Below are 25,129 nucleotides of genomic sequence, written 5' to 3'. Positions count from 1 at the left end.
TCGTTAATTGATAGGAAACCTTCCTATCAATTGCCGGTTCGGGGGCGGCCGGGTCGTCGTAGCACCACCACCCCGGAAGCAGGTGTTCGGCATGCGAAGATTCCTCGCGGTCCTGGCGTCGTTCGTGGTCGTCGCGGCACTGGCGGTCGCTCCCGCGCGGGCGGCCTCGCGGTTGACCGCCGCGTTCAGCCTCTCCGGGACGACCGGGAAGTACGTGGTCGCCAATCCCGGGACGTCCGATGTGAGCGGCTGGAAGCTGACATTCGAGCTGCCGGCGGGCGTGACGGTGAGCAACCCGCAGAACGCCACGGTGTCCCAGAACGGGACGAAGGTGACGCTCACGCCCGCGTTCTACATCAACACCGTCAAGGCGGGCGGGAGCACCGAGCCGTACAGCCCGACGTTCACGTTGAGTTCCGCCTCGCAGCCGACGAACTGCCTGCTCAACGGCGCGAACTGCGACGGGACCGGCGAGCCGCCGCCGACGGTCAAGGCGGTGACCGCGGAGTACTCGGTGAGCGGGACGCAGGCGAAGTTCGTCGTCGCGAACAATACCGACACGGCGGTGGACGGCTGGACGATCGTGTTCGACCTGCCGGACGGCGTCACCGCGAGCGGCGCCCAGAACGGGACTATCAGCCAGAGCGGCACGACCGTCACCCTGTCGTCCACCTACTACAACTCGTCGGTCGGGGCGGGGAAGACGACGGAGCCGTACAGTCCGGTGTTCACCGTCAGCAAGTCCGGCGCGGAGCCGACGAGCTGCCGGATCAACGACGCCAACTGCGACGGGTCCGCGGACGTCCCGCCGAGCGCGCCGGGCGGGCTGAAGTCGACGGTGAAGACGACCAAGACCGTCTCGCTGAGCTGGGACGCGGCGAAGGCGGGGAGCCTGCCGGTCACCGCCTACGAGGTGTACAACGGGTCGGCTCTCGCGACGACGGTGCCCGGTACCAGCGCGACCGTCACCGGGCTCACGCCGAACACCGAGTACACGTTCACGGTGAAGGCCCGCGACCGGAAGGGGAACCTGTCCGTGGCGAGCGCACCCGTCACCGTGAAGACGAACAATCCGGGCGACGACACGCAGGCGCCGTCCGTCCCGGCCGGGCTGCACAGCACAGGTAAGGATTCAGCGAGCGTCACGCTGGCGTGGAACGCATCGACCGACAACACCGGCATCGCGAACTACGACGTGCTGGTGGACGGGAAGGTCGCCACGACGGTGACCGGGACGTCCGCGACGGTCGCGGGACTGTCACCGTCCACCGAGTACACGTTCACCGTCCGGGCGCGCGACCTGTACGACAACGTGTCGGCGGAGAGCGCGGCGGTGAAGGTCACGACGGACGACGTGGTGAGCGGGTACGCGCGGGTCGGCTACTTCGTCCAATGGGGCATCTATGGGCGGCAGTACTTCGTGAAGAACCTGGACACGACGGGCAATGCGGCGCGGCTGACCCACCTCAACTACGCGTTCGCCAACATCGACCCGAAGAACCTGACGTGCCTGCAGGGCGTCACGAAGGGCACCACATCCGATCCCGAGGACCCGAGCCAGGGCGACAACGCGGGCGACGCCGAGGCGGACTACGGCCGCCCGTTCAGCGCGGCGCAGTCGGTGGACGGCGTGGCCGACACGGGCTGGGAGAAGCTGCGCGGCAACTTCAACCAGCTGAAGAAGCTGAAGGCGAAGTACCCGAAGCTGAAGATCCTCATCTCGATCGGCGGCTGGACGTACTCGAAGTACTTCTCCGACGTCGCCGCGACGGACGCCTCGCGGAAGAAGTTCGTCAGCTCCTGCATCGACACCTACATCAAGGGCGACCTGCCCGAATACGAGAGCGCGGGCGGTGCGGGCGCGGCCGCCGGGATCTTCGACGGCGTCGACCTCGACTGGGAGTGGCCGGGCTCGGACGGGCACCCCGGCAACCACGTCAGCGCGGCCGACAAGCAGAACAACACGCTGCTCATCGCCGAGTTCCGGCGCCAGCTGGACGCGCTGACCACGCAGACCCGCGAGCGCTACGAGCTGACCGCGTTCACCCCCGCGGACCCGGCGAAGATCCAGGCCGGCTGGGACCTGCCGCAGGTCGCCAAGTACCTGGACATCTTCAACATCCAGGGCTACGACTTCCACGGCTCGGGCAGCGACAACTCCTGGGAGCCGAACCGGACCGGCCACCAGGCCAACCTTTACACCGACACCAACGACCCCTACCCGTTCCACTTCAGCGTCGAGAACGCGGTGAACGCCTACCTCGACGCCGGCGTGAACCCGCGCAAGCTGACGATCGGACTCGCCTACTACGGCCGCGGCTGGCAGGGCGTCACCGACGGCGGCAAGGGCGGCGAATGGCAGGCCGCCAACGGCGCGGCGCCCGGCCAGTTCCAGGAGGAGGCGGGGACGCGCGGCTACGGCAACCTGATCTCCAGCCTTCCGAACTGCACGGTCGCGCACGATGAGCAGGCCGTCGCGACATCCTGCTTCACCGGCGACGGCGGCCAGTGGTGGTCGTTCGACGACGCCTGGTCCATCGGGAAGAAGGCGGCCTGGCTGAAGAGCAAGCACCTGCTCGGCGCGATGATCTGGGAGATGTCCGGCGACCCCGGCGTGCTGACCAAGGCGCTCGACGACGGGCTCGGCTGACCACCGCGACTCAGGGCCGGCGCCGTCTCCCCCGCGCGGTGCCGGCCCTGACCCCGCTCACGGCACCCGCGGGGGCTCGCCGGGCAGATCGCCGGAGCCGGGGGCGCGCAGGCCGTCCAGGATGACGTGCAGGTTGCGGTCCCACTGCGCCTCGCCGCCCCGCAGGCCGAGGGTGTGCGGGCCGGTCGCCGCCGACACCAGCAGGAACGCGACGTCGGTCCAGCTGACGTCGGCGCGCATCGCGCCCGCGTCCTGCGCCCGCTCGACCAGCCGCCGGATGCGGTCGCGCAGGTCGGCGCGGGAGTTGCCGAGGACGTCGCCGAGCGCCTCGCTGATGTCGCACAACTCGTTGCGGCGGCGGATGTAGGACGTGGCGAACTCGCGGAAGCCGTCCCACGGGTCGTCGGCGGCCAGGCACGCGTCACCGGTCGCGTTGATCTCAGCGATCAGCTCGTCCAGGACGGCCTTCAGCAGCTCCTCCAGTGAGCCGACGCGGCGGTAGAAGGTGCCGATCCCGACGCCGGCGCGGCGCGCGACGTCATGCGCGGTGATCTCCGTACCGGCCTCGCGGGCGGCCTCGTGAGCCGCCGCCACCAGGCGTTCCACGTTGCGGCGGGCATCGGCGCGGGGCCGGTGCCCGGTCCCGTCGTCCAGCAGCCGGTCTACTGCGGGCCACGTCACGTCCATGCGCTCAATGTACCAGCAAGCGGACGGACAGCCTCCAGTTAAATGGACGAGTACCGTCCGCTTGTGCTAGCGTCGACAACCGGACGATCACAGTCCGCTTGTCGAAGGGGTGTGCATGAACACGAAGACGCTGGTCAGACGGCCTCTAGCCACGAAGCCGGATACCGAAGGAAGGGACCGGTCCGCGCTCGCGGCGGGATCGGCGGCGGCGTTCATGGTGTTCCTCGGAACCACGATCGTGACGCTCGCGCTGCCGACGATGCTGCGCGACCTGCACGGCGGGCCGGCCGCCGGGGAATGGATCGTCAACGGCTACACGCTGACGCTGGCCGCCGGGCTGATCAGCGCCGGAGCGCTCGCGGACGTCCTCGGCGCCCGCCGGGTGTTCCTCGCGGGGCTGGCCGTCGTCGCGCCCGCGTCCGCCGTCGCGGCCGCCGCCGGGGCCGTCCCGGTGCTGATCGCCGCGCAGCTCGCCATGGGCACGGGCGCCGCGCTACTGCTGCCCAGCTCGCTGACCCTGGCGACGTCCGGGGCGCGCGACGCCGCCGGGCGGGCCCGCGCCGTGGCCGTCTGGGGCGCGACCGGCGGCGTCGGCCTGGCCGCCGGGCCGCTGGTCGGCGGAGTACTGATCGCCGCAGCCGGGTGGCGTGCGGTGTTCCTTGTGAACGTCCTCCTCGGTGCGGTGGCGGCCGTGGTGACGCTCCTTCGGGTCGGAGCGGTCCCGGCACGTCCGCGCCGGATCGACGTCGGCGGCCAGCTCACCGCGGGCGCCGCCATCGCGGGCCTGGTCTTCGGCATGATCGAGGGCCCGCACCTGGGCTGGACGCACCCGGCGGTGGCGGCCGCAGGCGCCGTCTTCGCGGCGGGGATCGTCGCGTTCGCCCTCGTGGAGCGCAGGGCCGCCGATCCGCTGCTGCCGCTCGGCCTCTTCCGGCGCGCGGGCTTCTCCGGCACGTCCGCGCTCGGCGTGCTGTTCAACTTCACCTTCTACGGCGTGATGTTCGCCTTGAGCCTGCTGCTGCAGGACGTCAAAGGCGAACCACCACTTGTGGCCGGCCTCTCCTTCCTGCCCTTCACCGGCCTGATCGCGCTCGGCAACCTCGTGACGCCGACACTGCTTGCACGGTTCGGCACCACCGCCGCGCTCCTCGCCGGTGAGCTGCTGTTCGGCGGCGCGATCGCGGCGATCCTGTTCGCCGGGCCACTGCCGCAAGCGTGGCCGATGCTGCTGGCCATGACCCCGGCGGGCCTGGGCGCCGGCATCGTCGTCGCCGCCATGACGACGCGCCTCGTGGAGTCGGTCCCCGCCGCGCTCACCGGCGCCGCGACCGCCGCGTTCAACACCGGCCGCCAAGTCGGCTCGTCCGCGGGCGTCGCCGTGTTCGGCCCGCTCCTGGCCGGCGCGGCATTCGCGACGGGCTTCCGGATCGCCCTCGGCATCGCCGTCGCCGCAGTGGCCGCCACCGTGCCGATCACCCTCGCCCTCCGCCACGACACCCCCTCCCCCCGCCCCCAATGACCACAACCCACCCTCGCCCGACGGCCCTGCAGCGCCAACCCATCAAGTACCGACCGAGCGCCAAGCACCAGCACCGATGCGGTACAACCCGCCGAACCTGCCACCAGCACGCTGGCACCCGGACAACGCCGCACGGGCCAGCGCAACGGTGTGAGGTAGTGGCGCTGGTACGCCAAGGCACTGGGACGTCGCCGTAACAGCAACCGCCCACACATAACGCTGCGGACACAGCGTCGACGCTGCAGAGCCATGGCATGCACGCGACGCGCACACGCGAACGGAGCAGAGGCAGCAACACCATTTAGCGCGGCGCGGGCAAGGGACGTCAGCGCGGGCAAGGGACGTCAGCGCGGGCAAAGAGCATCGGGGCGGCGCGGCCTGCAGCGGCATGGCGCGAGGCGGCTGGCGTCGGCGTGGCGCGGCGAGAGCGGCGCGGGGCGTAGGCCCACGGCGGCGCTTTGCCTGGACGGACAGGTGGTCGGCATCCCGACGTCGGCTGCGTCCTACCCGGCTCCAGCCGCAGGACGGGCGAAGAGGCAGGCCGAAGCACGACTCGGCCAGCTGTGCCCGACCCAGCTGGTATCGCGCACCCTGCCACCCCTCGCCGCGGTGATTCACAAACGACCACGACCTGCCGAAACCGGAGGATCGAGCACAGACCTTTATATCGTGAGACGATGTATTGAGGTCTCGAGCACGGCTCCGGCTTCGACAGGAGGTGATCGGTCTGAGCTCCCCAGCGACATCGGTCGCGGCCCCGCCCCGTGCGGGCGCCGGCCCGGCGGGCCAGTCCGCCGAGGCACTGTTGATGGAGATGAACCGTCCCGACACGGACGGCGCCCGCAGAGAGAAACTGCGCGCGGCGCTCGTCCGGATGCACGCACCGATGGTGCAGCGGATCGCGCACCGCTACGCCCACCGGGGAGAACCGGTGGAGGATCTGGCGCAGGTGGCCTACCTCGGCCTCGTCAACGCCATCAACAGGTTCGATCCCGAACGCGGCGACCAGTTCTTCGTCTACGCCTACCCGATGGTGCTCGGGGAGGTCCGCCGCTACTTTCGGGACCGGACGTGGGGCATCCGCGTGTCCCGTCGTATCCAGGAGCTGCGACCCCGATTGCAGCGCGCCACCCAGCGATTCCTTCAAGCGCACGGCCGATCCCCCACGCCCGGCGAGCTCGCCACCGTACTCGGCGTCACCGTGGAGGAGGTCACCGACGCCCTCCTGGCGTGGGAGTCCTACAGGCCGCTCTCTCTGGACTGCACCGGCGGCGACGACCCCGACGCGAGCCCGCTCGCGGAGCGGCTCGGGACCGAGGACGCCGCACTCCAGCACGTCGTCGACGGCGAGGCACTCCACGCCCTGCTGGCCCAGTTGCCGAAGCGGGAGCGGACGATCGTGCTGCTGCGCTTCTTCGGCAACAAGACCCAGTCGCAGATCGCACAGGAGCTCGGCATATCCCAGATGCACGTCTCGCGCCTGCTCAGCAAGACACTGCGCCACCTGCGCGAACAGATGTACGGCACCTGACCCCCACCCCGCGTGCACGAGACGCGCATCGGGGCCCGCACCCCGTGCGGGCCCCGATGCGCGCCCCAATACCCGCGCGCACCAGCACCCGGACGCCCCAGGCGGGCACCCGCCCCACGCATGACCTGATCCCGGCCCGCCCCCGAAGCCCGACGCACGTCCTTTGCGAGCGCACCCCGTGCGCGAGCGCCCGTGGGGGCAAACGGGGCGTGGGGCGCGAACGGGCGTGCAGATGTGCGCTGCGCAGGGGCGTAGCGAGTGCGGGCACGCGCCCCGCGCGAGTGCGTGTTGCGCGGACGAGCGTGCTGCGGACATGCGTTGTGCAAGTGCGCGGTGAGCGTGGGCGTGCGGCGAGTGCAGGCTTGTGCCTGCGCGGGCGCCGACCTTCGCGGAGCGTAGGGCCCGCGCTAGGACACCGTGTGCGGGCAACTGTGTGTCCGGAACACGCGCTCATACGAGCGCCGAATCATATGCGGGCGGACGTCGTATGCGGGCACGCACTGAGCGCGGGCGCAGGTCGCATGCGGGCGCGCGCCGTGCACGGGCGAGCGTGCAAGTGTGCGTTGGGCATGGGCGTAGTGAGCGCAGGCGTGCGTTGTATGCGGGGCGCTTGGGTGGACAAGCGCGCTGCGGACGTGCGTGTCTACAAGTGTGGGGCGTTTGGCGCGCGTGCAGGGTGGGGACCTGCGCTGCGTCTGGGCGTGCACTGGAGACATGAATTGTAGGCGGGGGACGTGTGTGGGTGCGCTGCTCAAGAGCGTGCACACGCGTGAGCGGTGCGGGTGGGCGGCGCGGCACGGTGCGCGCGGGTGTGAGCCCGCCCGAGCGGGGCGATGCCGCGCGGGTGTGAGGCTGCTTGGGTGTGTGCGCGCGGGCGCGTGCCCGTTTGTGGGCACGCGGGTGCATGAGTGTGCGGGACGGGCGGTGTGTGTGGGTGTGTGGAAGGTGCGCGGCTCCGGTGGGTTGGGTGGGTGTGCGGTTCGTGGCCTGTGTGTGGGTGCGGGTTAGTTTTCGCGTAGGGCGCGTAGGGATTGTTTTAGGGAGCCGAGGGTGGTGAAGACCGCGGTCGGCTCGTAGCCGCAGTGGGCCATGCAGTTGGCGCAGCGCGGGTCGCGGCCGCGGCCGTAGGACTCCCAGTCGGTGTCGTCGAGCAGTTCCTGGTAGGTCTGCGCGTAGCCGTCCGACATCAGGTAGCAGGGGCGCTGCCAGCCGAAGAGGGAGTAGGACGGGATCGCCCAGGCGGTGCAGCCGAAGTCGGCCTTGCCTTCGAGGAAGTCGAGGAACAGGGGTGAGTGGTTCAGGCGCCAGCGCTTGCGGTTGCCGTCCGCGAAGGCCTTGCGGAACAGTTCGCGGGTCTCCTGGACGCCGAGGAAGTGCTCCTGGTCGGGCGCCTTGTCGTAGGCGTAGCCGGGCGAGAGCATCATCTCGTCGACCTGGAGGTCGTCGTTGAGGTAGTTCAGGACGTCGATGACGGTCTGCGGGGTGTCGGTGTTGAAGAACGTGGTGTTGGTGGTGACGCGGAAGCCGCGTTCCTTGATGAGTTTGACGGCGGCGACCGCGTCGTCGAAGACGCCCTCCTTGCAGACGGACTCGTCGTGCCTTTCCTGGAGGCCGTCGATGTGGACGGTGAAGGCGAAGTAGGGCGACGGCTTGAACTTGTCGAGCTTCTTGGGGACGAGCAGCGCGTTCGTGCAGAGGAAGACGAACTTCTTCATCTTGACGAGTTCGTCGACCATCTCGCCGATCTGCGGGTGCATGAGCGGTTCGCCGCCGGCGATCGACACCATCGGGGCGCCGCATTCCTTGACGGCGGCGATGGCCTGCTCGACCGGCATGCGCCGCTTCAGCACGTCGGCGGGGTGCTGGATCTTGCCGCAGCCCGCGCATGCGAGGTTGCAGGCGAACAGCGGCTCGAGCTCCATGATGAGCGGGAACTTGTCCTTGCCGCGCGCCTTGTTGGTCATGATGTGCGAGGCGACGCGGACGCTCTGGCGCAGTGGCATCGGCATTATGGTCGGACCTCCTTCGGCGGGGTGAACTCGGTGATCTCGGCGGGGCCGAGCGGGACGTCGGGCGGGGTGTGGACGATCTGCTCGCGTGCGAGTGCCCGGGCCTCGGTGCCGAGCGCCGCGCACACGGCGAGCCGTGTCACCGGTCCCGTCCCAGGTAGCGGCCGAGGGCGCTGATGGGGAACACCAGCCGGTACAGGTGGTAGTTGATGTAGAAGTCGCCGGGGAAGCCGGTGCCGGTGAACTGGTCCTCGTCCCAGGTGCCGTCCGGGCGCTGGTTGTCGACGAGCCAGCGGACGCCGGCTTCGACGGCCGGGGAGCGTTCGCCGGCGGCGAGGAGCGCGAGCAGCGCCCAGGCCGTCTGCGACGGGGTGGACGTGCCGCGCCCGATCCAGGACGGGTCGTCGTAGGAGCGCAGGTCCTCGCCCCAGCCGCCGTCGGGGTTCTGGTGGTGCTCCAGCCAGGCGACGGCGCGGCGGATCGGCGGCTTGTCCGGGCGGACGCCCGCGGCGATCAGCGCGGGGACCACGCCGCCCGTGCCGTAGACGTGGTTGGCGCCCCACCGGCCGAACCAGGACCCGTCGGCCTCCTGCGCCTTCAGCAGCCACACGACGGCGCGCTTGGTGACGGGCGACTCCGCGTGGCCCTCCTTGGCGAGGGCCTCGACCACGTGCGCGGTGACGTCCGCCGACGGCGGGTCGATGACGGCGCCGAAGTCGCAGAACGGCAGCTTGGTGCACAGTTCCTGGGTGTTGTCGGCGTCGAAGGCGGCGAACCCGCCGTCCTTGGAGGCCATCCCGGACATCCAGCGGACGGCCCGGTCGATCGGGCCGCGGGCCTCGGGCAGCCCGGAGCGGCGCAGCGCGAGGATCGCCTCGGCGGTGTCGTCGGTGTCGGGGTACAGGTCGTTGTCGAACTCGAACGCCCAGCCGCCCGGCGGCAGGTCCGGGCGGCGCACCGACCAGTCCCCCGGCCCGTGGATCTCCTCGTCCACGATCCAGCGGGCGGCGCGCAGCAGCGCCGGGTCGCCGGCGGGCGCGCCCGCGTCCGACAGCGCGTTCATCGCGAGGACGGTGTCCCAGACCGGCGACTGGCACGCCTCCAGGCGGCGGCCCTTCCCGTCCTCGATCGTGAACCGGTCGAGCCCGGCGAGGCCGCGCTTCATCACCGGATGGTCGAGGTCGTAGCCGAGCAGGCTCAGCGCCATCAGCGAGTACACCCACGGCGGCTGGATGCCGCCCCAGCAGCCGTCCGCCTCCTGCCGCGCGACGATCCACTCCGCGGCGCGGCGCAGCGCGGCGTTCCGCAGGGGCCGCACCGGGGCCTTCTCGTAGACGTGCAGGAACCGGTCGAGGGCGTTGAACGCCTTCCCCCAGCCGGTCGCGTTCTGGACGGGGCGCCGGCCCGCGCGCAGCTCAGGCAGGTCGAACGGCAGGGACCGGACGGGGCGCAGCGACCCGAGGACGGTCAGCGGGACGATCGTCTGCCGCGCCCAGCAGGCCCAGCTGTAGACGTTCAGCGGGACGCGGCTCGGCAGGAACATCAGCTCCGGCGGCATGACGGGCAGGTCGTCCCAGGACCACTGGCCGAACAGCGCGAGCCAGATGCGGGTGAACACGCGGCTGCCCTCGATGCCGCCGGCCTCGCGCGCGTAGGCGGCGGCCTTGCGCATGTGCGCGGCGTCCGGGGGGTCGCCGGCGAGCCGCAGCGCGGCGTACGCCTCGATGGTGGTGGACGGGTCCGGCGGGCCTCCGTGGAAGTTCGCCCACGTCCCGTCGGAGCGCTGCTGCGAGCGGATCCAGCGCGCCGCCGCGGCGGTCTCCGCATCGGTGCGGATGCCGAGGAACTGGCGCAGCAGCAGGTCCTCGGCGTCCATGGTGACGTTGGTCTCCAGCTCCGCCTTCCACCAGCCCTCGGCCGACTGCAGGCCGAGCAGGTGGTCGCGGGCCGCCTCGACGGCGGCCGCGGCCGCTTCGGTGAGTCCGGGGGCTTCCGTCGTGGTCATTCGGCATCCTGCTTTCTGACGGTCTCCGTTTTCTCGGGTGCGGGGTGGTCCCGGGGGCGGGATCCGCCGGTCAGTGGTCCCGGGCGGTGACGAACAGCGCGACGTCGCGGAGCTCGGCGCGGACCGCGTCGTCCATCTCGACGTCGTCGACGTGCTTGGCGGCCAGCGCGACGCGGCGGTCCGCCTCCGCCTCGGCCCAGGCGCGGCCGCCCGCGGCCTCGACCAGCTCCGCCATCTCCAGCAGGTCGGACTCGGCGGGGTCGCCGGGCGCGGCGTACAGCTCGGCGAGCCGCGCGGACCCGGGCGTCCCGGCGGTGAGCGCGGCCACGACCGGCAGCGACTTCTTGCGGGCGCGCAGGTCGGACAGCACGGGCTTGCCGGTCGTCTCCGGGCTCCCCCAGATGCCGAGCAGGTCGTCGACGAGCTGGAACGCCAGTCCCATCTCCGTCCCGTACCCGGTGAGGGCGGTGACCAGCTCGGCGGGCGCCTCGCCGAGCATCGCGCCGATGGAGCTGGCGCAGGCCAGCAGCGCGCCGGTCTTGTCGGACGCCATCGTCAGGCACTCGTCGAGGGTGACGTCGGCGCGCGTCTCGAAGCCCATGTCGAGGGCCTGGCCGGAGATGAGCCGCTGGGTGGCGGCGGTCAGCGCCTCCGCGGCCCAGTGCGCGCCGCGCGTGTGGTGCTCCAGCAGCAGCTCCTCCGACAGCGTCAGCAGCGCGTCGCCGGCGAGGATCGCGGCGGCGGCGCCGAACACCGTCCACGCGGCGGGGCGGTGCCGGCGGGTCCGGTCGCCGTCCATGATGTCGTCGTGCAGCAGCGAGAACGCGTGCACGAACTCCACGGCGACCGCGCCGGGCAGCGCGTTCTGCGGCGGCGCGCCGGCGGCCCGCCCCGACAGCATCGCCAGCGCGGGGCGCAGCGCCTTGCCGCCGGCCGCGGCGGGCCGGCCGTCGGCGTCGGTCCAGCCGAGGTGGTAGGCGATGACGCGCCGGTTGGCCGGGTCGAGCCGGTCCACGCAGGCGCGCATCGCCTCGTCGACGAGGGCGCGCCCGCCGGTGATCGAGCCGGGGACGGCGGTCATCGGCCGCTCACCCCGTCCAGGTGCCGCCGGACCAGCCGGGCGGCGGTCAGTCCACTGCGCACTGCCCCCTCCATGGTGTCGGGCCAGCCCGTGTCGGTCCACGCGCCGGCGAGGAACAGCCCGGGCAGGCGCGTCGCGGACGCGGGACGCAGCGCGCCGCTGCCGGGGCTCTGGCGGAACGTCGCGTGACGTTCGCGGGTGACGAAGAAGTCGGTGACGCGGGCCCGGCGGGCGGCGGGGAACAGCCGTTCCAGGGCGGGCAGGAAGGCGGCTCGGACGTCGGCGGCGGGCGTGTCGATCCAGTCGTCGGCGGCCGACACCGATACGGCGAGGTACTGGCCGTCGGCCAGCCCGCTGATCTCGGTGCGGTCGAACACCCATTGCACAACCGAGTCGACGGCGGCGGCGAACGGTACGTCCATGACCGGCCGGTCGTAGACGACGTGGACGTTGATGATCGGGCTGGCGCCGAGGCCGGCCCAGCGGTCCCGGTCCGGGCACGCCTGCGCCGGGACGAGCGGTGCCGCCGCCCGGTGCGGCACCGCGACGACGACGGCGTCCGCGGCGACCGGTTCGCCGTCCACCACGAGCTTCGGCCCGGCCTCGACCGCCGACACCTTCGCCTTCAGGTGGACCCGCCCGCCGAGCCGCTCGATCCGCTTCGCCGCGAGCACGCCGTGCAGCTCGCCGAGCGGGACGGTCGGGACGCCGATGTCGGCGGCGTCGGAGCGGCCGAGCAGGCCCTGCTTGCACACCATCGCCGCGGGGCCCATCGCGGCGTCGTCCACGCCGATGTTCAGCGCCGAGATCAGGAACAGCTCCCACAGCGCGGTGCGGGCGCGTTCGCGCTGGCCGTGGGCGGCGAGCCAGGCGCCCATCGCCTGCCCGTCGAGCGCCGGGTCCTGCGGGTCGACGCCCTGCAGGGCCAGCGACGCGCGGACGGCCCGCAGCCGGTCGCCCGGCGGCATCAGCCGGTACCGGGCGAGCGCGGGCAGCAGGTGCAGCGGCCCCGGCGCATTCGCCCGGCGCAGCCTTCCGGCAGGGCCGTCCGGTGTGAGGACGGGGATGTCGAGGCGGTCCTGGACGCGGACGAAGTCCAGCGCGTCCAGCCGCTCCAGCAGCCCCCGGTAGGCGGTGCAGCACTTCAGGAAGACGTGCTGCCCGTTGTCGACGGTCAGGCCGTCGCGGTCGAACGAGTGGGTCGCGCCCCCGAGCCGCGGACGCGCCTCGTAGAGGGTGGTCCGCACGCCCGCCTCCAGCAGGGCGAGCGCGGCGCTGATCCCGGCGAGGCCGCCGCCGACGACGGCGGCGGCGTTCCCCCGGGGGTTCACCGCCGGATCCCGGTGAGCGCCGTCGCGGCGACGGCCGCCTTCTCCCACGCGGGCAGTGACATGCGGCTCGCCAGCGCGCTCGCCGGGTCGGCGGTGATGCGCCGCAGCAGGCGCCGGTAGATGCCGGCCATCGTCCCCGTGCACGCGGCGCTGCGCCGGTCGAGCATCGGCAGCAGCCGCAGACCGTTGCCGTACCACTCGCCCGCGCGCGCCGCCTGGAACCGGACGAGCGTCGCGAGCTGCTCCGGCGGGTCGGTGAAGCGGCCGGACGCGTCCTGGTCCAGCGTGCAGCCGAACCGCGCGAGGTCCTTCGCCGGCAGGTAGACGCGGCCGCCGAGCCGGTCCTCGCGGACGTCCCGCAGGATGTTGGTGAGCTGCAGCGCGACGCCGAGCGCGTCGGCGCGCGCCCGCGCGACCCGGAGGTCGCCGGTGCCGAACACGCCGAGCGACAGCCGGCCGATCGAACCGGCGACGCACCGGCAGTACCAGAGCAGGTCGTCGAAGGTGTCGTAGGCGGCGCCGCGGACGTCGGCCTCGCAGCCGTCGATCAGCTCGCCGAACGCCTCCAGCGGGACCGGCATGCGGCGCGCCGCGTCCGCGAGGGCGACCATCACGGGGTCGTCCGGGTGGGCGTCGAGGCCGGCGAGGCGGTCCCGCTCGGCGGCCAGCGCGGCCAGCCTCGTATCGGGAGGCGCGTCGATGTCGTCGCCGATGTCGTCGATCCGCCGCGCGAAGGCGTAGACGGCGCTCAGCGCGCGGCGCTTCGGCGGGGGCAGGAGGCGGATCCCGTACGAGAAGTTGCGCGCCTGCGAACGGACGACCTCTTCGCAGTGCCGGTAGGCGCCGGCTGCGTCCATCTCATCTCCTTCCCAGCATCCGCGACCACTCGGCCAGCAGCCGCGTCTTCCTCGGGCGTGGCGGATCCGCCAGGACGTCGTAGGCGCGGCGGTCCAGCGCGGCGAGCGCGGCGGACCCGCCCGCCGCGTACCCGGCCACGGCGACGCGCGCGAACCCCGGCAGGGTCCGGACGAGTGGCGCCCCCTCGGCGAGCAGTCGTCCTGCCCTTCCCGCCTGGACGGCGATGACACCGCGCAGCCGGGTCGGGGTGGCCGCGGCGCGGAAGTCGTCCTCGGTGCAGCCGAACCGGCGCAGGTCGTCCTCCGGCAGGTAGACGCGGCCGTCGCGGTGGTCCTCGCCGACGTCCTGGCAGTGCTCGATGATCTGCAGCGCGGAGCAGATCCGGTCGGAGAGGCGGAGGCGCGCGGGGGTGGCGGCGCCGAAGACGTGCAGCACGATGTGGCCGACGGGGTCGGCGGAGAGCGTGCAGTAGTCGAGCAGCTCACCGAACGTCCGGTAGCGGGTGACGACCTGGTCGCGGCGGTTCGCCAGCACTAGGCGCCGGAACGGCTCGGCGGGGATCCGGCGCTCGTGGACGGTGCGGGCCAGCGCGCGCATGACGGGGATCTCGGGCACGGTGCCGGCGTAGATCCGGTCGAGGTCGCGCTCCACGAGGTCGAGCAGGCCGGCGCGTTCATCCGGCGGCGCCTCGTCGCCGATGTCGTCGACGAGGCGGGCGTAGCCGTAGACGTCGAGCAGGTGGGCCCGGTACCGGGCGGGCAGGAGGCGGGCGGCCACCGGGAAGTTCTCCCGGGCCTGCAGCCGGGTCCTGGTCTCGCGTTCGTAGGTCTCGTTCCATAAGCGCTCGCTGATGGACATCGTTTCCTTTGGGGGCGGCGCGCGGGGCGGGGCGGCGCTCTGCCGGTCGCACCGATCCCCATTACCCGTTGATCGCCTGGTAAACGCGAACCGGCTATATATATGTGTATAGGCCAAGTTTTTGGGTTACTAGAGATTGGTGACCCCAGAAACCGCCCCCTCCGCGCTTCCGGGCCGCCGCCCCCCGCTCGCGCGCGAACTCGCGTTCGGGCTGTCGCTGTTCGCCCTGTACGCCGTCGCCGCCGCCGTCCCGATCGGCGACCGGCACGCGGCCGCCGCCGACCACGGCCGGCAGATCCACGACCTGGAGCGGACGCTGCACATCGCCGCCGAGCGGCCGCTCAACGACTGGCTCGCCGGCCACCGGACCCTCGCCGTCGCCGCGAACTACGAGTACGCCACCGTCTACGTGGTCAGCACGCTGTGGGTGCTGGCCTGGCTGTACCGCCGGCATCCCGACCGGTACCGCGTCGCGCGCACCGCGTTCGCGCTGATCAACGTCATCGGCGCGGTCTGCTTCGCGCTGTGGCCGGTCGCGCCGCCGCGCCTCGCGCCCGACCTCGGATTCGTCGACACCGTGCTGGCGCACGGCACCTGGGGCTCGTGGGGCAGCCCGGTCGTCGACCACGCCGACCGGCTCGCGGCCATGCCGTCGCTGCACGTCGCGTGGGCGCTGTGGGTGAGCGTCGAGCTGGCCCGGCTGCCGGTGCGGCGGTCCCTGCAGGCGGCGAGCCTCCTGCACGTCTTCCTCACGCTCTACGTCATCGTGGCGACCGCGAACCACTACGTGCTGGACGCGGCGGGCGCGGTCGTCGTGGTCTGGTTCGCCTACGTCGTGACCGACCGGGACCCCGGCCGCCGGAGCCGTCCGGTCGTCCCGCCCGAGGACGCGTTCTTCCTGGCCGTCGAGTCGGACCGGACGCCGCAGCACGTCGGCGGGCTGATCTTCCTCGACACGCCGGACGGGACGCCGAGCCGCGAGGACGTGATCGCGACGCTGCGCGGGAGGCTGGACGAGCTGCCCCGGCTCGGCCAGCGGCTGTCGCCCGCGTCGCGGGTGCGGCGGCGCCGCTGGGTCGAGCACCCGCTGATCGACTGGGACTGGCACGTGCGCGAGGCGGTCCTCGCCGAGAGCGGCGACGCGGGGCTCAACGCGCTGGTCGGCGCGCTGCAGAGCGAGACGCTGCCGCGCGACCGGCCGATGTGGCGGATGGTCCTGGTGCGCGGCTACGCGCCCGACCGGGCGGCGGTGGTCTTCCTGATGCACCATGTCGTCGCCGACGGCATGGGGGTGATCACCCATGTGCTGCGGCTGCTCACTCCCCCGGACGCGCTGCCGGTCGCGGGCGCCGGGCCGTCGGCGACGCGCCGCGCGCTCGGCACGCTCGTCGGGATCGCGCAGCTGGCGACCGAGTCGCGGCAGCGGACCCGGTTGCCTTCGAGCGGCACCGGCGAGCGGGCGTTCGGCACGTTCCGGCTGCCGATGCCGGTGGTCCGCGACCTCGCCCGCAAGCACCGCGTGCGGGTGACGGACGTGGTGCTGTGCGCGCTGGCGGGCGGGCTGCGGCGGGTCGGGCCGGCCGCCGCCGGGCCGGAGGGCGGGCGCGCCCTGCGGGTCGCGGTGCCGCTGATGACGGGCGGGCCGGAGGTGCCGCCCGAGGGCAACCACACCTCGGCGGTCATGGTCGACCTGCCGTACGGGCCGATGCCGGAGATCGAGCGGCTGCGCGCCCTGGCCGCGGCCACCAAGCGGCTGCGTTCCGGCACCCGGGCGCTGGCCTCGGCGTTCGTGATGCAGCGGGCGGCGCGGGCGCTGCCGCCGGTACTGCACGGCGCGTTCGCGCGGGCCGTGTACGGCGGCCGGACGTTCCAGGCGATCGCCACGAACCTCCCCGGCACGAACACGCCGGCGCGGCTCGCCGGCGCCCCGATGGCGGTGGCGCACCCGATCGTCCCGACCGGGCCGGGCGCGCCGCTCGCGGTCGGCGCGCTCGGCTGGAGCGGGATGCTGAACATGGGGATCAGCGCGGAAGCGACGCTGGTGGCCGACATGGACGCGCTGTGCGGCGCCATGCGCGACGTGATCGAGGAGCTCGGCGCCGCGGAGGCGCCGGAGCCGGCCGGGCCACCGGAGGCGGCCGCCGCGCGGTTCGTGCGGCGCGGCCGCGGCCCGTCCGTGCCCGGGTGAGGGCGGGGTTTTTGCAGCCGAGATGCCTGCGGCATTCCGGCTTTTTGCCCTGAATGGATAGATAGAGAAGATGGCCGAGATCGACCTGTCGGCGGTCTTCGATGCGATGCCGGTCGGCTGCGCGGTGTTCACGCCCGGCCTGCGGTACGTCACGGTCAACCGCGCCTACGAACGGCTCGCCGGGCACTCACGCGAGCAGCTGATCGGACGCCCCTTCTACAAGGTCTTCCCCGGCGGCCCGGAAGGGCACGGCATGGCCGAGGTGCGGGCCTCCCTGGAGCGGGTGGCGGAGTCCGGCGAGACCGACATCATGCCGCTCCAGCGCTACGACGTGGAGGACCCCGAGTGCCCCGGCACGTACGAGGAGCGGTACTGGAGCATCCGCAACGCCTCGCTGCAGGCCCCGGACGGCACGGTCACGGCCCTCATCCACCGGGCGGAGGAGGTGACCTCCTACATCCGGCAGCTGCGCGAGGCGCACCCTTCCGGCACGTCGCCCGAAGACCAGGTCGAGGCGGTGGAGGCCGAGCTGTTCGCCCGGACCCGGGAGCTGGAGGAGGTCAACCAGCGGCTGCACCGCGCCCGCGAAGAGGAGGAGCGGGCGAACGCGGCGCTGCACGACGCCCTGCGCCGGCAGCAGCAGGCGGTCGCCGACACCTCGCACGACCTGCGGGCGCCGCTCACCGGCCTGCAGACCCGCCTGCAGCTCGCGCTCACCGACCCCGAGTCGGACTCGGAGGCGATCCTGCACGCGGCGCTGCACGACGCCGACCGGCTCGGCGACATCGTCGCGGACCTGCTGGAGCTGGCCCGGTTGGAGGCCGGCCCGCCCGTCCTCACCGAGACCGTGGACCTGGCCCGGCTCGTCGAGGAGGAACTGGCCGGCCACGATCCCGGCGTCGCGCTCACCGCGCGGCTGGAGCACGGGCTGCGGGTGCGCGGGTCGGCGGTACGGCTGGCGCGGCTGCTGAGCAACCTGGTGTCCAACGCCGAACGGCACGCGGGCAGCCGGGTGGAGGTGCTGCTCGGCTGCGACGACGGGCTGGCCGTCCTGCAGGTGGTCGACGACGGCCCGGGCATCCCGGCGGGCGAGCGGGAGGCGGTCTTCCGCCGGTTCTACCGCCGTCCCGACGCGCGCAGCCGCGAACCCGAGGGGACGGGCCTCGGGCTGGCGATCGCCCGCCAGATCGCCGACGCCCACGAGGGCACGCTGCGCGTCGCCGACCGGCCGTCCGGCACCTGCATGGTCCTGTGCCTTCCGCTGTGCGCCGCGTAGGGCGGCGAAGTCCGGCCGCCGCGCCCCGGCGCGTTACGGACGCGTCTGTGCGGGCACTGCTGATCTGTGCTGACCGAGCCGGTTTGGAGGGCCGCGATGAAGTACGGGATCGACAGGGACAGCGTCGTCGTGATCACCGGGGCCAGCGGCGGCATCGGACGCGCCGCCGCGCGGGCCTTCGGCGCGCGCGGCGCGCGGATCGCCCTGCTCGCCCGTGGTGAGGAGGGCCTGGACGGCGCCGCCGACGACGTCGAGCGGGCCGGCGGGCGGGCGCTGCCGATCAGCGTGGACGTCGCCGACGACGACCGGGTGGAGCAGGCCGCGCAGCGCGTCGAAGACGAGCTCGGGTCGATCGACGTGTGGGTGAACGTGGCGTTCTCGTCGGTGTTCGCCCCGTTCTGGGAGATCGAGCCGGCCGAGTTCAAGCGGATCACCGAGGTCACCTACCTCGGCTACGTCAACGGCACGCGGGCGGCGCTCAAGCGGATGATGCCGCGCGAGCGCGGCGTCATCGTCCAGTGCGGGTCGGCGCTGGCGTACCGGGGCATCCCGCTGCAGAGCGGGTACTGCGGCGCCAAGCACGCCGTCCAGGGGTTCCACGACGCGCTGCGCGCCGAGCTCCTGCACGAGTGCCCCGGCGTCAAGGTGACGATGGTGGAGATGCCGGGCGTCAACACCCCGCAGTTCAGCTGGGTGCTGTCGCGGCTGCCGCGCCGCGCGCAGCCGGTCCCGCCGATCTACCAGCCGGAGATCGCGGCGGACGCGCTGCTGTACGCGGCGGAGCATCCGCGCCGCCGCGAGTACTGGGTCGGCGGCAGCACGGTGGGCACGCTGGTCGCGAACAAGTTCGCCGCGGGGCTGCTGGACCGCTACCTGGCGCGGACCGCGTTCTCCTCGCAGCAGACCGACCAGAAGCGCCCGCGCGACCAGGCCGCGAACCTGTGGGAGCCCGCCGACGACGCCGGCGGCCACGACTACGGCGCGCACGGGCGGTTCGACGAGGAGGCGCATCCGCACAGCCCGCAGCTGTGGGCCGCCAAGCACAAGTACCTGGTGGGCGCGGCGACGGCGGGGGCCGCCGCCACGGGGGCCGCGGTGGGCGCCGCACGGCTCCTGCGCCGGTGACCCCCCGGCGCGCCGGGGAACCGATCGGAGGGTGAGCGCATGGGGGCCGCTGGGGGCGCGCCGGACGGCGGCGCGAGTTTCGGGGTCGCCGAGCACGACGGGTGGACGGTCGTGACGGTGGCCGGAGAGCTGGACCTCGGCACGGCCGGGCGGCTCGACGAGCACCTGTCGAAGGCGATCGGCGCGCAGGGCCGGCCGCGGGTCGTCGTGGACGTGACGCGCATGACGTTCTGCGACTCGTCGGGGTTGAACGTGCTGATCCGCGCGAGCAAGCGGATCGCGGCGATGCAAGGGCGGTTCGTGATGGTGCGCCCGACCGAGCGGGTTCGCAACGTGCTGCGGGTCACCGGCCTGGAGCGCGTCTTCGACATCCGCGACGAGCTGCCGCAGGCCGGGCCCGGCTGACCGCGCCCGGCCGGCCGGGCGCGGTCAGCCGGGCGCGGCGCGGTCAGCCGGCCCGGTCGGCCGAAGCGGTCAGCCGACGCGCAGCGGCAGGGTGCGGGGCCCGCGGACCTGCCCGGCGGCCCACGTCACCGCCGACGGGTCGTCGAGGGTGAAGCGCGGGAACCGCTCGAGCCAGACTTCGAGGGCGACGCGCAGCTCCATCCGGGCCAGGTGCGAGCCGACGCACCGGTGGATGCCGAGCCCGAACGCGGCGTGCCGGTTGACCTCGCGGTCGATGACGACCTCGCCGGCGCGGTCGAACTGGTCGGGGTCGCGGTTGGCGGCGGGGAACGACAGCAGGACCCAGTCCTCGGCCTTCATGTCGGCGCCGCGCCAGTGCATGTCCTGCTTGACCAGCCGCGCCATCGTCACCGGCGCGTAGGCGCGCAGGAACTCCTCCATCGCCGTCGGCAGCAGGCCGGGTTCGGCGACCAGCCGCTCCCGGTCCGCGGGCGTCCTCGCCAGGTGCCACAGCGACGCGCCGATCGCGCTCCAGGTGGTGTCGATGCCCGCGATCAGCAGCAGCGCCATCGTCCCGGAGACGTGCGACGGGTCGAGCCGGCGGCCGTACAGCTCGGCGTTGATCAGGTAGGTGGTGAGGTCGTCGCGCGGGCGGTCGACGTGGTCGCGGATCTGTTCGAGCAGGTAGTCGAACAGCTCCTCCATCCGCGCGATGCGCTCGTCGGGCGGCCGGTTGACGCCCTCCAGCGCGTTCTCGACGAACTCGCGGAACTTCGGGCCGTCCTCCGGCGGGAAGCCGAGCATGTCGGCGATGACGCGCATCGGGATGTGCTGGGCGTAGTCGCGGGCGGCGTCGACGACGTCGCCGTCCTGCAGGCCGTCGATGAGGGAGTGGCAGAACGCGCGGGTCGCGGGCTCCAGCCGGGAGACGGCCGTCTTGGTGAACGCCGGGAGCAGCAGCTTGCGCGCGTCGTGGTGGAACGGCGGGTCGGACGAGATCGGCGGCACCCCGCCGACCGGCGCCGACTCCAGCGGCGGGCGGAAGTTGCTCATGACGATCGACCGGGACGAGAACCGCTCGGTGTCGTAGGCGATCGCGCTGACGTCCTCGTAGCGGGTCGGCAGCCAGCCGCCGCCGAACCGGCCGGTGTGCGCGATCGGGCAGCGTCCGCGCAGGTCGTCCTGGATCGGGTAGGGGTCGGCCGCCCACTCGGGCTCCATGTGCGAGAAGTCGGTCGCCCAGTCCGCGACCGGGCCGGTGACGACCTCGTTGCGGGTGCCGAGCGGCCGGCTGTCGCGCATCTCCTGGAAGCCGCGGGTGAAGCGGTCGTCGTCGGCGCCGCCCGTCTCGTCGCGGGTGGTGGTCTCTTCGCGGGTGGTGGTCTCGTCGCCGGTGGTCATGCCTCCGCCTCCTTCACGACGGTGATCGCGCGCTCGGGGCAGTTGGCCGCCGCGCGGCGCGCGTCCTGCTCTCCGTCCGCCGGGACGGTGCCGTCGCCGAGGACGGTGCCGTAGCCCTCGTCGTCCTCGCCGAACAGGCCGGGGGCCAGGTCGTAGCAGCGGCCGTGCCCCTGGCAGCGCCCGGGATCGATCCGCACCTTCATCGCGTTCCTCCTGTCTCCGCTTCGGGACCGGCCGCCTCCGCCGCGGGGCGGGTCGGCGCGAAGGCCGCCACGACGCGGGTCAGCAGCGCCGACCACTCCTCGTCGCCGACCCCGTGCATCTCCGGGGGGACCAGCACGCTGCCCATCGCCAGCAGGAGGCAGAAGTGCGCGATCGCGTCCGGCGACAGCGCGCCGTCCATCTCCCCGCCGGCCTGCGCGGCGCGCACCAGTTCCTCGAGCATCGCGGCGCGCTCGCCCATGTAGTCGTGCATCGGCCGGGCCACGTCCGCGTCCCGGCGGGCCGCCACCAGCGCCTCCACGACCAGGTGGCCGCGCGCGTCGCGGCGTTTCGGCAGCCACCGCCCGATGATCAGCAGCGACTCGGTGACGGGCCGCCCGGGGTCGGCGGCGACGAGCTCGGCGAGCATCTGCCGGCCGTGCGTGCGCAGCGCCGCGACGAGCAGCTCGCCCTTGGAGCCGAAGTGCGCGTACAGCGCGCCGTTGCTGACGCCGGCGGCGGCCGCGATGTCGGCGACGCGCGTGCCGTCGTAGCCGCGCTCGGCGAAGACGTCCGCTGCCGCGCGCAGCAGCCGCTCCCGCGTCTCGGCGGCCGTGACGCCCGCGATCCGGCCCATGCACGGAATTAAAAGACCGTTCATTCAGTACCGTCAAGGGCTAGATTCTCGAATTTAATTCTAGTATCAAGATCTAGAAAGAGCTTCGTGTCTCGTCGGCCGGGAGGCGCCGCATGGTCGATGCCGGCGCGCCCGGGTGACCGGGACGACGCCCGCCGTCCGGCACCAGGAGCCCGCCGCCGGACGGCCCGGCGACCCCTGGTGGACGCTGTCCGCGGTGAGCCTGGCGAGCGTCCTGACCGGCCTCGGCGGCAACACCCTCAACGTCGCGCTGCCCTCGGTCGTGCGGCACTTCCACGCCGGGCCCGCCGCCGCGAACTGGATGCTGCTGGCGTTCATGCTGGCCAACACCGTCCTCATCGTGGTGTTCGGACGGTTCGCCGACATGTTCGGCCGCCGCGCGATGTACCTGTCCGGCCTCGGCGCCTACACCTTCGCGAGCCTGCTGCTCGGCTTCGCCCCGACCGCCTGGACGGTCGTCGGCCTGCGCGTCCTGCAGGCCGCGGGCGGCGCGATGCTGCTGGCCAACAGCGCCGCCATCGTCACCGACGCGTTCCCGCGCGAGCGGCTCGGCCGCGCCATGGGCGTCTACACCGCCTCGTTCTCCATCGCGCAACTCGCCGGGCCCACGCTCGGCGGCTACCTCACCGACGCCTTCGGCTGGCGGTGGGTGTTCTGGTACAACGTCCCGTTCGGCGTGCTGTGCCTGGTCTGGGGCGCCGTCGCGCTGCGGCCCGTGGAGGCGGCGTCGCGCGAGCGCGGCGTCGACGTCCCCGGCAACGTGCTCGTCCTCGCCGGGCTCGGCGGCCTCCTGTTCGGGCTGTCGCAGGTCAACGAGCGTGGCTGGCACAGCCCCGCCGTGCTGGCCGGCGTCGCGGTCTTCGCGGTGCTGCTGCCGGTGTTCCTCGCCGTGGAGCGGCGCGCGGCCCGCCCCGTCGTCGACACCGCGCTGTTCCGGGACGTCCCGTTCGCGCTCGGGCAGCTCGCCACGTTCCTCAACGCGACCGCGCGGATGGGGGCCGTCGTGCTGCTCGCGCTGTTCTTCCAGTCCGCGCAGGGCGACGACCCCGTCACGGCCGGGCTCAAGGTGCTGCCGATGTCGGCGGTCGCGGTGCTGGCGTCCACCGGCGCCGGCTTCCTGGAGAACCGCGTCGGCGCCCGGACGATGACGGTGGCCGCCACCGCCCTCACCACGCTCGGCCTGGTCGAACTGCTGGCGGTGATCGCGCGGGACGTCCCGTACGCGGCGGTCGCGGCGGGCCTGATGCTGCTCGGCGCCGGGTCGGGGACGTTCCTGCCCTCGAACGCGACGGCGCTGCTCAGCGGCCTGCCGTCGCACCGGCTCGGCATCGTCAACGCGATGCGGCTGATGGTGCAGAACACCGGCGTCGTGGTGAGCACCGCCCTGGCCTTCTCGATCATCGCGGGGCCGGTGCCGGCGGCGCTGCGCGCGCACGTGTTCGCCGGGGACCTGTCGCGGGTCTCGGGGCAGGGCGTCCAGCAGCTCGTCGTCGGCTACCGGTACGCGCTGGCCTGCATGGCGGCGCTGTCCGCGCTCGCCGTGCTGGCCTGCCTCGGCACCAGCCGAGCGGAACGCGCCCGCTAGGCCGGTGGTTCCGCTACGCGGTGGCCTCCACCTCTTCGCGGGTCAGGACGGGGTCGGGCTCGGCCGGCGCCGTCGCGGCGACGGGGGCGGACGTTCCGCCGGCGACGCGGGCCTCGGCCTGCCGGAACTCCGTCAGCGGACCGGTCGCGTCGTACAGCCCGTTGAGCGCGAGCCACAGGGCGCTGCGGCGCATGCGCAGCACCACCGGGTTGGGCCGCTGGTAGAGGGCCAGCTTCTGCGCCCAGTGGGGGAGCATGTCGCGGGCCGCCCAGTCCATGAACGGACTGCCGGGCTCCCACGGCTTGGTGCCGTTGCCGCGCAGGTTCGGGCCCGTCCCGAACGCCTTGATCGGCGTGACGGCCAGGCGCGGCAGGTAGGACTCCAGGCACTCGGCGACCTCCGCCTTCGTGGCGGGCAGGTCGGTGCCGCCGAGCGCCTCCCCCACCCGGACGAACTCGCCGTAGTAGCGGTCCAGGCCGGCGCCGCGCAGCGGCTTGCGGTGGTAGCGCTCGTGCGCCGTGGCGAGCCCCCACACGACGGTGGCGTAGTTCCAGCGCAGCCAGTCGGGGTCGTCGGCGTCGTAGGGCAGGCCGTCCGGGCGGGTGCCCTTCACGGTGTGGTGCATGGCGCGGACGGTGCGCGCGAGCCGCTCGGCGGTCTCGGTGGAGCCGTAGGCGGTGCCGATGAAGAACGACAGCGAGTGGCCGAGCCGGACGGCGGCGCCCTCCGGGTCGATGCCGCCGGTCGGGACGCCGTCCACCCGCTCGGGGATGCGGGAGTGGTCGTAGGCCATCCAGCTGATGCTGGGGTCGAGGCCCTCGATGTAGGCGGCGCCGACCAGGCCGAGGACCAGGGTCGGCAGGTGCGAGTGGACGTACCAGACCGCGCTGTCCGGGCCGAACCAGCCCGGGTCGCCCTCGGGTCCGGCGAACTCCAGGCCCCGGAAGAACCGGGACCGGATCTCGGCGTCGAAGGCCCGCTCGAAGCGTGCCGCGAGGATGTTCGTCCTGGGTGCCATCCCGGCGCTCCCGTCAAAGTCTGGATACGACCGTGTCCAGACCTCAGCGTAAGTGTTTGGGTACATGCGTGTCCAGACTTGGTATCGTGGCCGCCATGGCGAACGCCCGGACGGCCGCGAACACCCGGTGGGCCGGGATCCCCGCCGCCCGGCGCCGCGACGAGCGCCGCGACATGCTCGTCCGGGCCGCGTACCGGCTGTTCACCGCCGGAGGCGAGGCCGCCCTCGCCGTCCGCGCGGTGTGCCGCGAGGCCGAGCTGCACACGCGCTACTTCTACGAGAACTTCGCCGACACCGCCGAGCTGCTCGCGGCGGTCTACGACCAGCAGGCCACCGCGCTCGCCGACGTCCTGGCCCGCGCGGTGGAGGACGCGGGCCCGCGCCCCGACGCCCGCACGCGCGCCGGCATCCGGGCCGTCCTGCGGTTCATCAGCGACGAGCCGGGCCGCGGGCGCGTGCTGTTCGCCGAGGCACGCGGCAACGAGATCCTCGCCGCCCGCCGCCGCGCCGCGCAGACCGCGCTGCTGGAGGGCGTGCTCGCGATGACCCGCGACCAGGACCCGCCGCTCCCGGTCGTCATCGCCGCCACCATGTTCACCGGCGCCATGACCGAGCTGGCCCAGCAGTGGGCCGACGGCCGGCTCGGCACCGACCTCGACGCGGTCGTGGACGGCGCCGTCACCCTCTCCCTCGCCCTGCACGGCGCGGTCTAGCCGGCCGCGTCCTCCGGCGCCCCGGCGGGC

Annotated in this window: 21 protein-coding genes; 9 read left to right on the top strand and 12 right to left on the bottom strand. The window is 73.1% G+C overall.

The window, feature by feature from the left end; genetic code table 11:
• Window positions 1-91 precede the first annotated feature (91 nt).
• Complete coding sequence (locus J4709_RS48965) at window positions 92-2,650, top strand: glycosyl hydrolase family 18 protein (RefSeq protein WP_208252369.1); 2,559 nt, start codon at window positions 92-94, stop codon at window positions 2,648-2,650.
• Between the two features lie 57 nt (window positions 2,651-2,707).
• Here J4709_RS48965 and J4709_RS48960 read toward each other — a convergent pair whose 3' ends face one another.
• On the bottom strand, window positions 2,708-3,337 hold the full coding sequence (locus J4709_RS48960) for a TetR/AcrR family transcriptional regulator (protein ID WP_208252368.1): 630 nt from the start codon (window positions 3,335-3,337) through the stop codon (window positions 2,708-2,710).
• Between the two features lie 115 nt (window positions 3,338-3,452).
• Here J4709_RS48960 and J4709_RS48955 point away from each other — a divergent pair, with 115 nt between their 5' ends.
• Complete coding sequence (locus J4709_RS48955) at window positions 3,453-4,856, top strand: MFS transporter (RefSeq protein WP_208252367.1); 1,404 nt, start codon at window positions 3,453-3,455, stop codon at window positions 4,854-4,856.
• An 814-nt stretch (window positions 4,857-5,670) separates the two neighbouring features.
• Entirely contained in the window at window positions 5,671-6,387 is a 717-nt protein-coding gene (locus J4709_RS48950; protein ID WP_232385231.1) for a SigB/SigF/SigG family RNA polymerase sigma factor, read from the top strand.
• A gap of 1,004 nt (window positions 6,388-7,391) precedes the next feature.
• Here the strand turns inward: J4709_RS48950 and hpnH are convergent.
• The 7 genes from hpnH to hpnC all read right to left on the bottom strand — a co-directional run bounded on the left by hpnH (window position 7,392) and on the right by hpnC (window position 14,529).
• Window positions 7,392-8,390 (bottom strand): adenosyl-hopene transferase HpnH, encoded by a 999-nt coding sequence (gene hpnH, locus J4709_RS48945; protein WP_232385230.1) that lies wholly within the window; start codon window positions 8,388-8,390, stop codon window positions 7,392-7,394.
• 5 nt (window positions 8,391-8,395) lie between these two features.
• On the bottom strand, window positions 8,396-8,539 hold the full coding sequence (locus tag J4709_RS48940) for a hypothetical protein (protein WP_208252364.1): 144 nt from the start codon (window positions 8,537-8,539) through the stop codon (window positions 8,396-8,398).
• A complete protein-coding gene (gene shc / locus J4709_RS48935) occupies window positions 8,536-10,401 on the bottom strand; it encodes a squalene--hopene cyclase (RefSeq protein WP_208252363.1) in 1,866 nt (621 codons plus the stop codon). The genes J4709_RS48940 and shc overlap by 4 nt, the downstream gene beginning before the upstream one ends.
• A 70-nt stretch (window positions 10,402-10,471) precedes the next feature.
• A complete protein-coding gene (locus J4709_RS48930; RefSeq protein ID WP_208252362.1) occupies window positions 10,472-11,482 on the bottom strand; it encodes a polyprenyl synthetase family protein in 1,011 nt (336 codons plus the stop codon).
• The gene (hpnE, locus tag J4709_RS48925) at window positions 11,479-12,813 is read right to left on the bottom strand and encodes a hydroxysqualene dehydroxylase HpnE (RefSeq protein WP_208252361.1); all 1,335 of its coding nucleotides are present in this window, start codon (window positions 12,811-12,813) and stop codon (window positions 11,479-11,481) included. The genes J4709_RS48930 and hpnE overlap by 4 nt, the downstream gene beginning before the upstream one ends.
• The gene (gene hpnD / locus J4709_RS48920; protein WP_208252360.1) at window positions 12,810-13,670 is read right to left on the bottom strand and encodes a presqualene diphosphate synthase HpnD; all 861 of its coding nucleotides are present in this window, start codon (window positions 13,668-13,670) and stop codon (window positions 12,810-12,812) included. The genes hpnE and hpnD overlap by 4 nt, the downstream gene beginning before the upstream one ends.
• Window position 13,671: 1 nt before the next feature.
• On the bottom strand, window positions 13,672-14,529 hold the full coding sequence (gene hpnC / locus J4709_RS48915) for a squalene synthase HpnC (RefSeq protein WP_208252359.1): 858 nt from the start codon (window positions 14,527-14,529) through the stop codon (window positions 13,672-13,674).
• A gap of 139 nt (window positions 14,530-14,668) precedes the next feature.
• Between hpnC and J4709_RS48910 the strand changes: the two genes are divergently transcribed.
• From J4709_RS48910 to J4709_RS48895, 4 genes are all read left to right on the top strand, one after another.
• Window positions 14,669-16,717: a bifunctional phosphatase PAP2/O-acyltransferase family protein gene (locus tag J4709_RS48910; RefSeq protein ID WP_208252358.1), complete on the top strand. Its 2,049-nt coding sequence runs from the start codon at window positions 14,669-14,671 to the stop codon at window positions 16,715-16,717.
• 70 nt (window positions 16,718-16,787) lie between these two features.
• Window positions 16,788-17,993, top strand: coding sequence for a PAS domain-containing sensor histidine kinase (locus tag J4709_RS48905; RefSeq protein WP_208252357.1), 1,206 nt, complete (start codon window positions 16,788-16,790; stop codon window positions 17,991-17,993).
• Window positions 17,994-18,089: 96 nt separating this feature from the next.
• Window positions 18,090-19,118, top strand: a complete 1,029-nt coding sequence (locus J4709_RS48900; RefSeq protein WP_208252356.1) for an SDR family oxidoreductase — start codon at window positions 18,090-18,092, stop codon at window positions 19,116-19,118.
• A gap of 39 nt (window positions 19,119-19,157) precedes the next feature.
• A complete protein-coding gene (locus tag J4709_RS48895) occupies window positions 19,158-19,523 on the top strand; it encodes an STAS domain-containing protein (RefSeq protein ID WP_208252355.1) in 366 nt (121 codons plus the stop codon).
• Between the two features lie 69 nt (window positions 19,524-19,592).
• On the opposite strand, the gene J4709_RS48890 is transcribed toward J4709_RS48895, so the two are convergent.
• The 3 genes from J4709_RS48890 to J4709_RS48880 are packed head-to-tail and all read right to left on the bottom strand — an operon-like array spanning window position 19,593 to window position 21,762.
• Window positions 19,593-20,924 carry a cytochrome P450 gene (locus J4709_RS48890; protein ID WP_232385228.1) on the bottom strand — a complete coding sequence of 444 codons (1,332 nt, stop codon included), beginning with the start codon at window positions 20,922-20,924 and terminating at the stop codon, window positions 19,593-19,595.
• A complete protein-coding gene (locus tag J4709_RS48885; RefSeq protein ID WP_208252354.1) occupies window positions 20,921-21,127 on the bottom strand; it encodes a ferredoxin in 207 nt (68 codons plus the stop codon). Before J4709_RS48885 ends, J4709_RS48890 begins: the two co-directional genes overlap by 4 nt.
• Window positions 21,124-21,762, bottom strand: a complete 639-nt coding sequence (locus tag J4709_RS48880) for a TetR/AcrR family transcriptional regulator (RefSeq protein ID WP_208252353.1) — start codon at window positions 21,760-21,762, stop codon at window positions 21,124-21,126. The genes J4709_RS48885 and J4709_RS48880 overlap by 4 nt, the downstream gene beginning before the upstream one ends.
• Before the next feature lie 136 nt (window positions 21,763-21,898).
• Between J4709_RS48880 and J4709_RS48875 the strand changes: the two genes are divergently transcribed.
• A complete protein-coding gene (locus tag J4709_RS48875) occupies window positions 21,899-23,368 on the top strand; it encodes an MFS transporter (RefSeq protein ID WP_208252352.1) in 1,470 nt (489 codons plus the stop codon).
• A 13-nt stretch (window positions 23,369-23,381) separates the two neighbouring features.
• On the opposite strand, the gene J4709_RS48870 is transcribed toward J4709_RS48875, so the two are convergent.
• Window positions 23,382-24,386 (bottom strand): oxygenase MpaB family protein, encoded by a 1,005-nt coding sequence (locus J4709_RS48870; RefSeq protein WP_208252351.1) that lies wholly within the window; start codon window positions 24,384-24,386, stop codon window positions 23,382-23,384.
• A gap of 95 nt (window positions 24,387-24,481) precedes the next feature.
• Here J4709_RS48870 and J4709_RS48865 point away from each other — a divergent pair, with 95 nt between their 5' ends.
• Window positions 24,482-25,099, top strand: coding sequence for a TetR/AcrR family transcriptional regulator (locus J4709_RS48865; RefSeq protein ID WP_208252350.1), 618 nt, complete (start codon window positions 24,482-24,484; stop codon window positions 25,097-25,099).
• Window positions 25,100-25,129 lie beyond the last annotated feature (30 nt).

Source organism: Actinomadura violacea, assembly GCF_017573465.1.
Lineage (GTDB): Bacteria > Actinomycetota > Actinomycetes > Streptosporangiales > Streptosporangiaceae > Spirillospora > Spirillospora violacea.
The sequence above is the reverse complement of the archived record's forward strand: the minus strand, read 5'-3'. Positions and strand labels throughout refer to the sequence as shown.

Bases quoted from the DNA above. Each gene is read 5' to 3' on its own strand.
- J4709_RS48885 (WP_208252354.1), bottom strand. From the start codon at position 21,127: ATGAAGGTGCGGATCGATCCCGGGCGCTGCCAGGGGCACGGCCGCTGC.
- J4709_RS48950 (WP_232385231.1), top strand. From the start codon at position 5,671: ATGAACCGTCCCGACACGGACGGCGCCCGCAGAGAGAAACTGCGCGCG.
- J4709_RS48960 (WP_208252368.1), bottom strand. From the start codon at position 3,337: ATGGACGTGACGTGGCCCGCAGTAGACCGGCTGCTGGACGACGGGACC.
- J4709_RS48880 (WP_208252353.1), bottom strand. From the start codon at position 21,762: ATGGGCCGGATCGCGGGCGTCACGGCCGCCGAGACGCGGGAGCGGCTG.
- hpnC (WP_208252359.1), bottom strand. From the start codon at position 14,529: ATGTCCATCAGCGAGCGCTTATGGAACGAGACCTACGAACGCGAGACC.
- J4709_RS48965 (WP_208252369.1), top strand. From the start codon at position 92: ATGCGAAGATTCCTCGCGGTCCTGGCGTCGTTCGTGGTCGTCGCGGCA.
- J4709_RS48955 (WP_208252367.1), top strand. From the start codon at position 3,453: ATGAACACGAAGACGCTGGTCAGACGGCCTCTAGCCACGAAGCCGGAT.
- J4709_RS48865 (WP_208252350.1), top strand. From the start codon at position 24,482: ATGGCGAACGCCCGGACGGCCGCGAACACCCGGTGGGCCGGGATCCCC.
- J4709_RS48905 (WP_208252357.1), top strand. From the start codon at position 16,788: ATGGCCGAGATCGACCTGTCGGCGGTCTTCGATGCGATGCCGGTCGGC.
- J4709_RS48895 (WP_208252355.1), top strand. From the start codon at position 19,158: ATGGGGGCCGCTGGGGGCGCGCCGGACGGCGGCGCGAGTTTCGGGGTC.
- shc (WP_208252363.1), bottom strand. From the start codon at position 10,401: ATGACCACGACGGAAGCCCCCGGACTCACCGAAGCGGCCGCGGCCGCC.
- J4709_RS48870 (WP_208252351.1), bottom strand. From the start codon at position 24,386: ATGGCACCCAGGACGAACATCCTCGCGGCACGCTTCGAGCGGGCCTTC.
- J4709_RS48930 (WP_208252362.1), bottom strand. From the start codon at position 11,482: ATGACCGCCGTCCCCGGCTCGATCACCGGCGGGCGCGCCCTCGTCGAC.
- J4709_RS48900 (WP_208252356.1), top strand. From the start codon at position 18,090: ATGAAGTACGGGATCGACAGGGACAGCGTCGTCGTGATCACCGGGGCC.
- J4709_RS48890 (WP_232385228.1), bottom strand. From the start codon at position 20,924: ATGACCACCGGCGACGAGACCACCACCCGCGAAGAGACCACCACCCGC.
- hpnD (WP_208252360.1), bottom strand. From the start codon at position 13,670: ATGGACGCAGCCGGCGCCTACCGGCACTGCGAAGAGGTCGTCCGTTCG.
- hpnH (WP_232385230.1), bottom strand. From the start codon at position 8,390: ATGCCACTGCGCCAGAGCGTCCGCGTCGCCTCGCACATCATGACCAAC.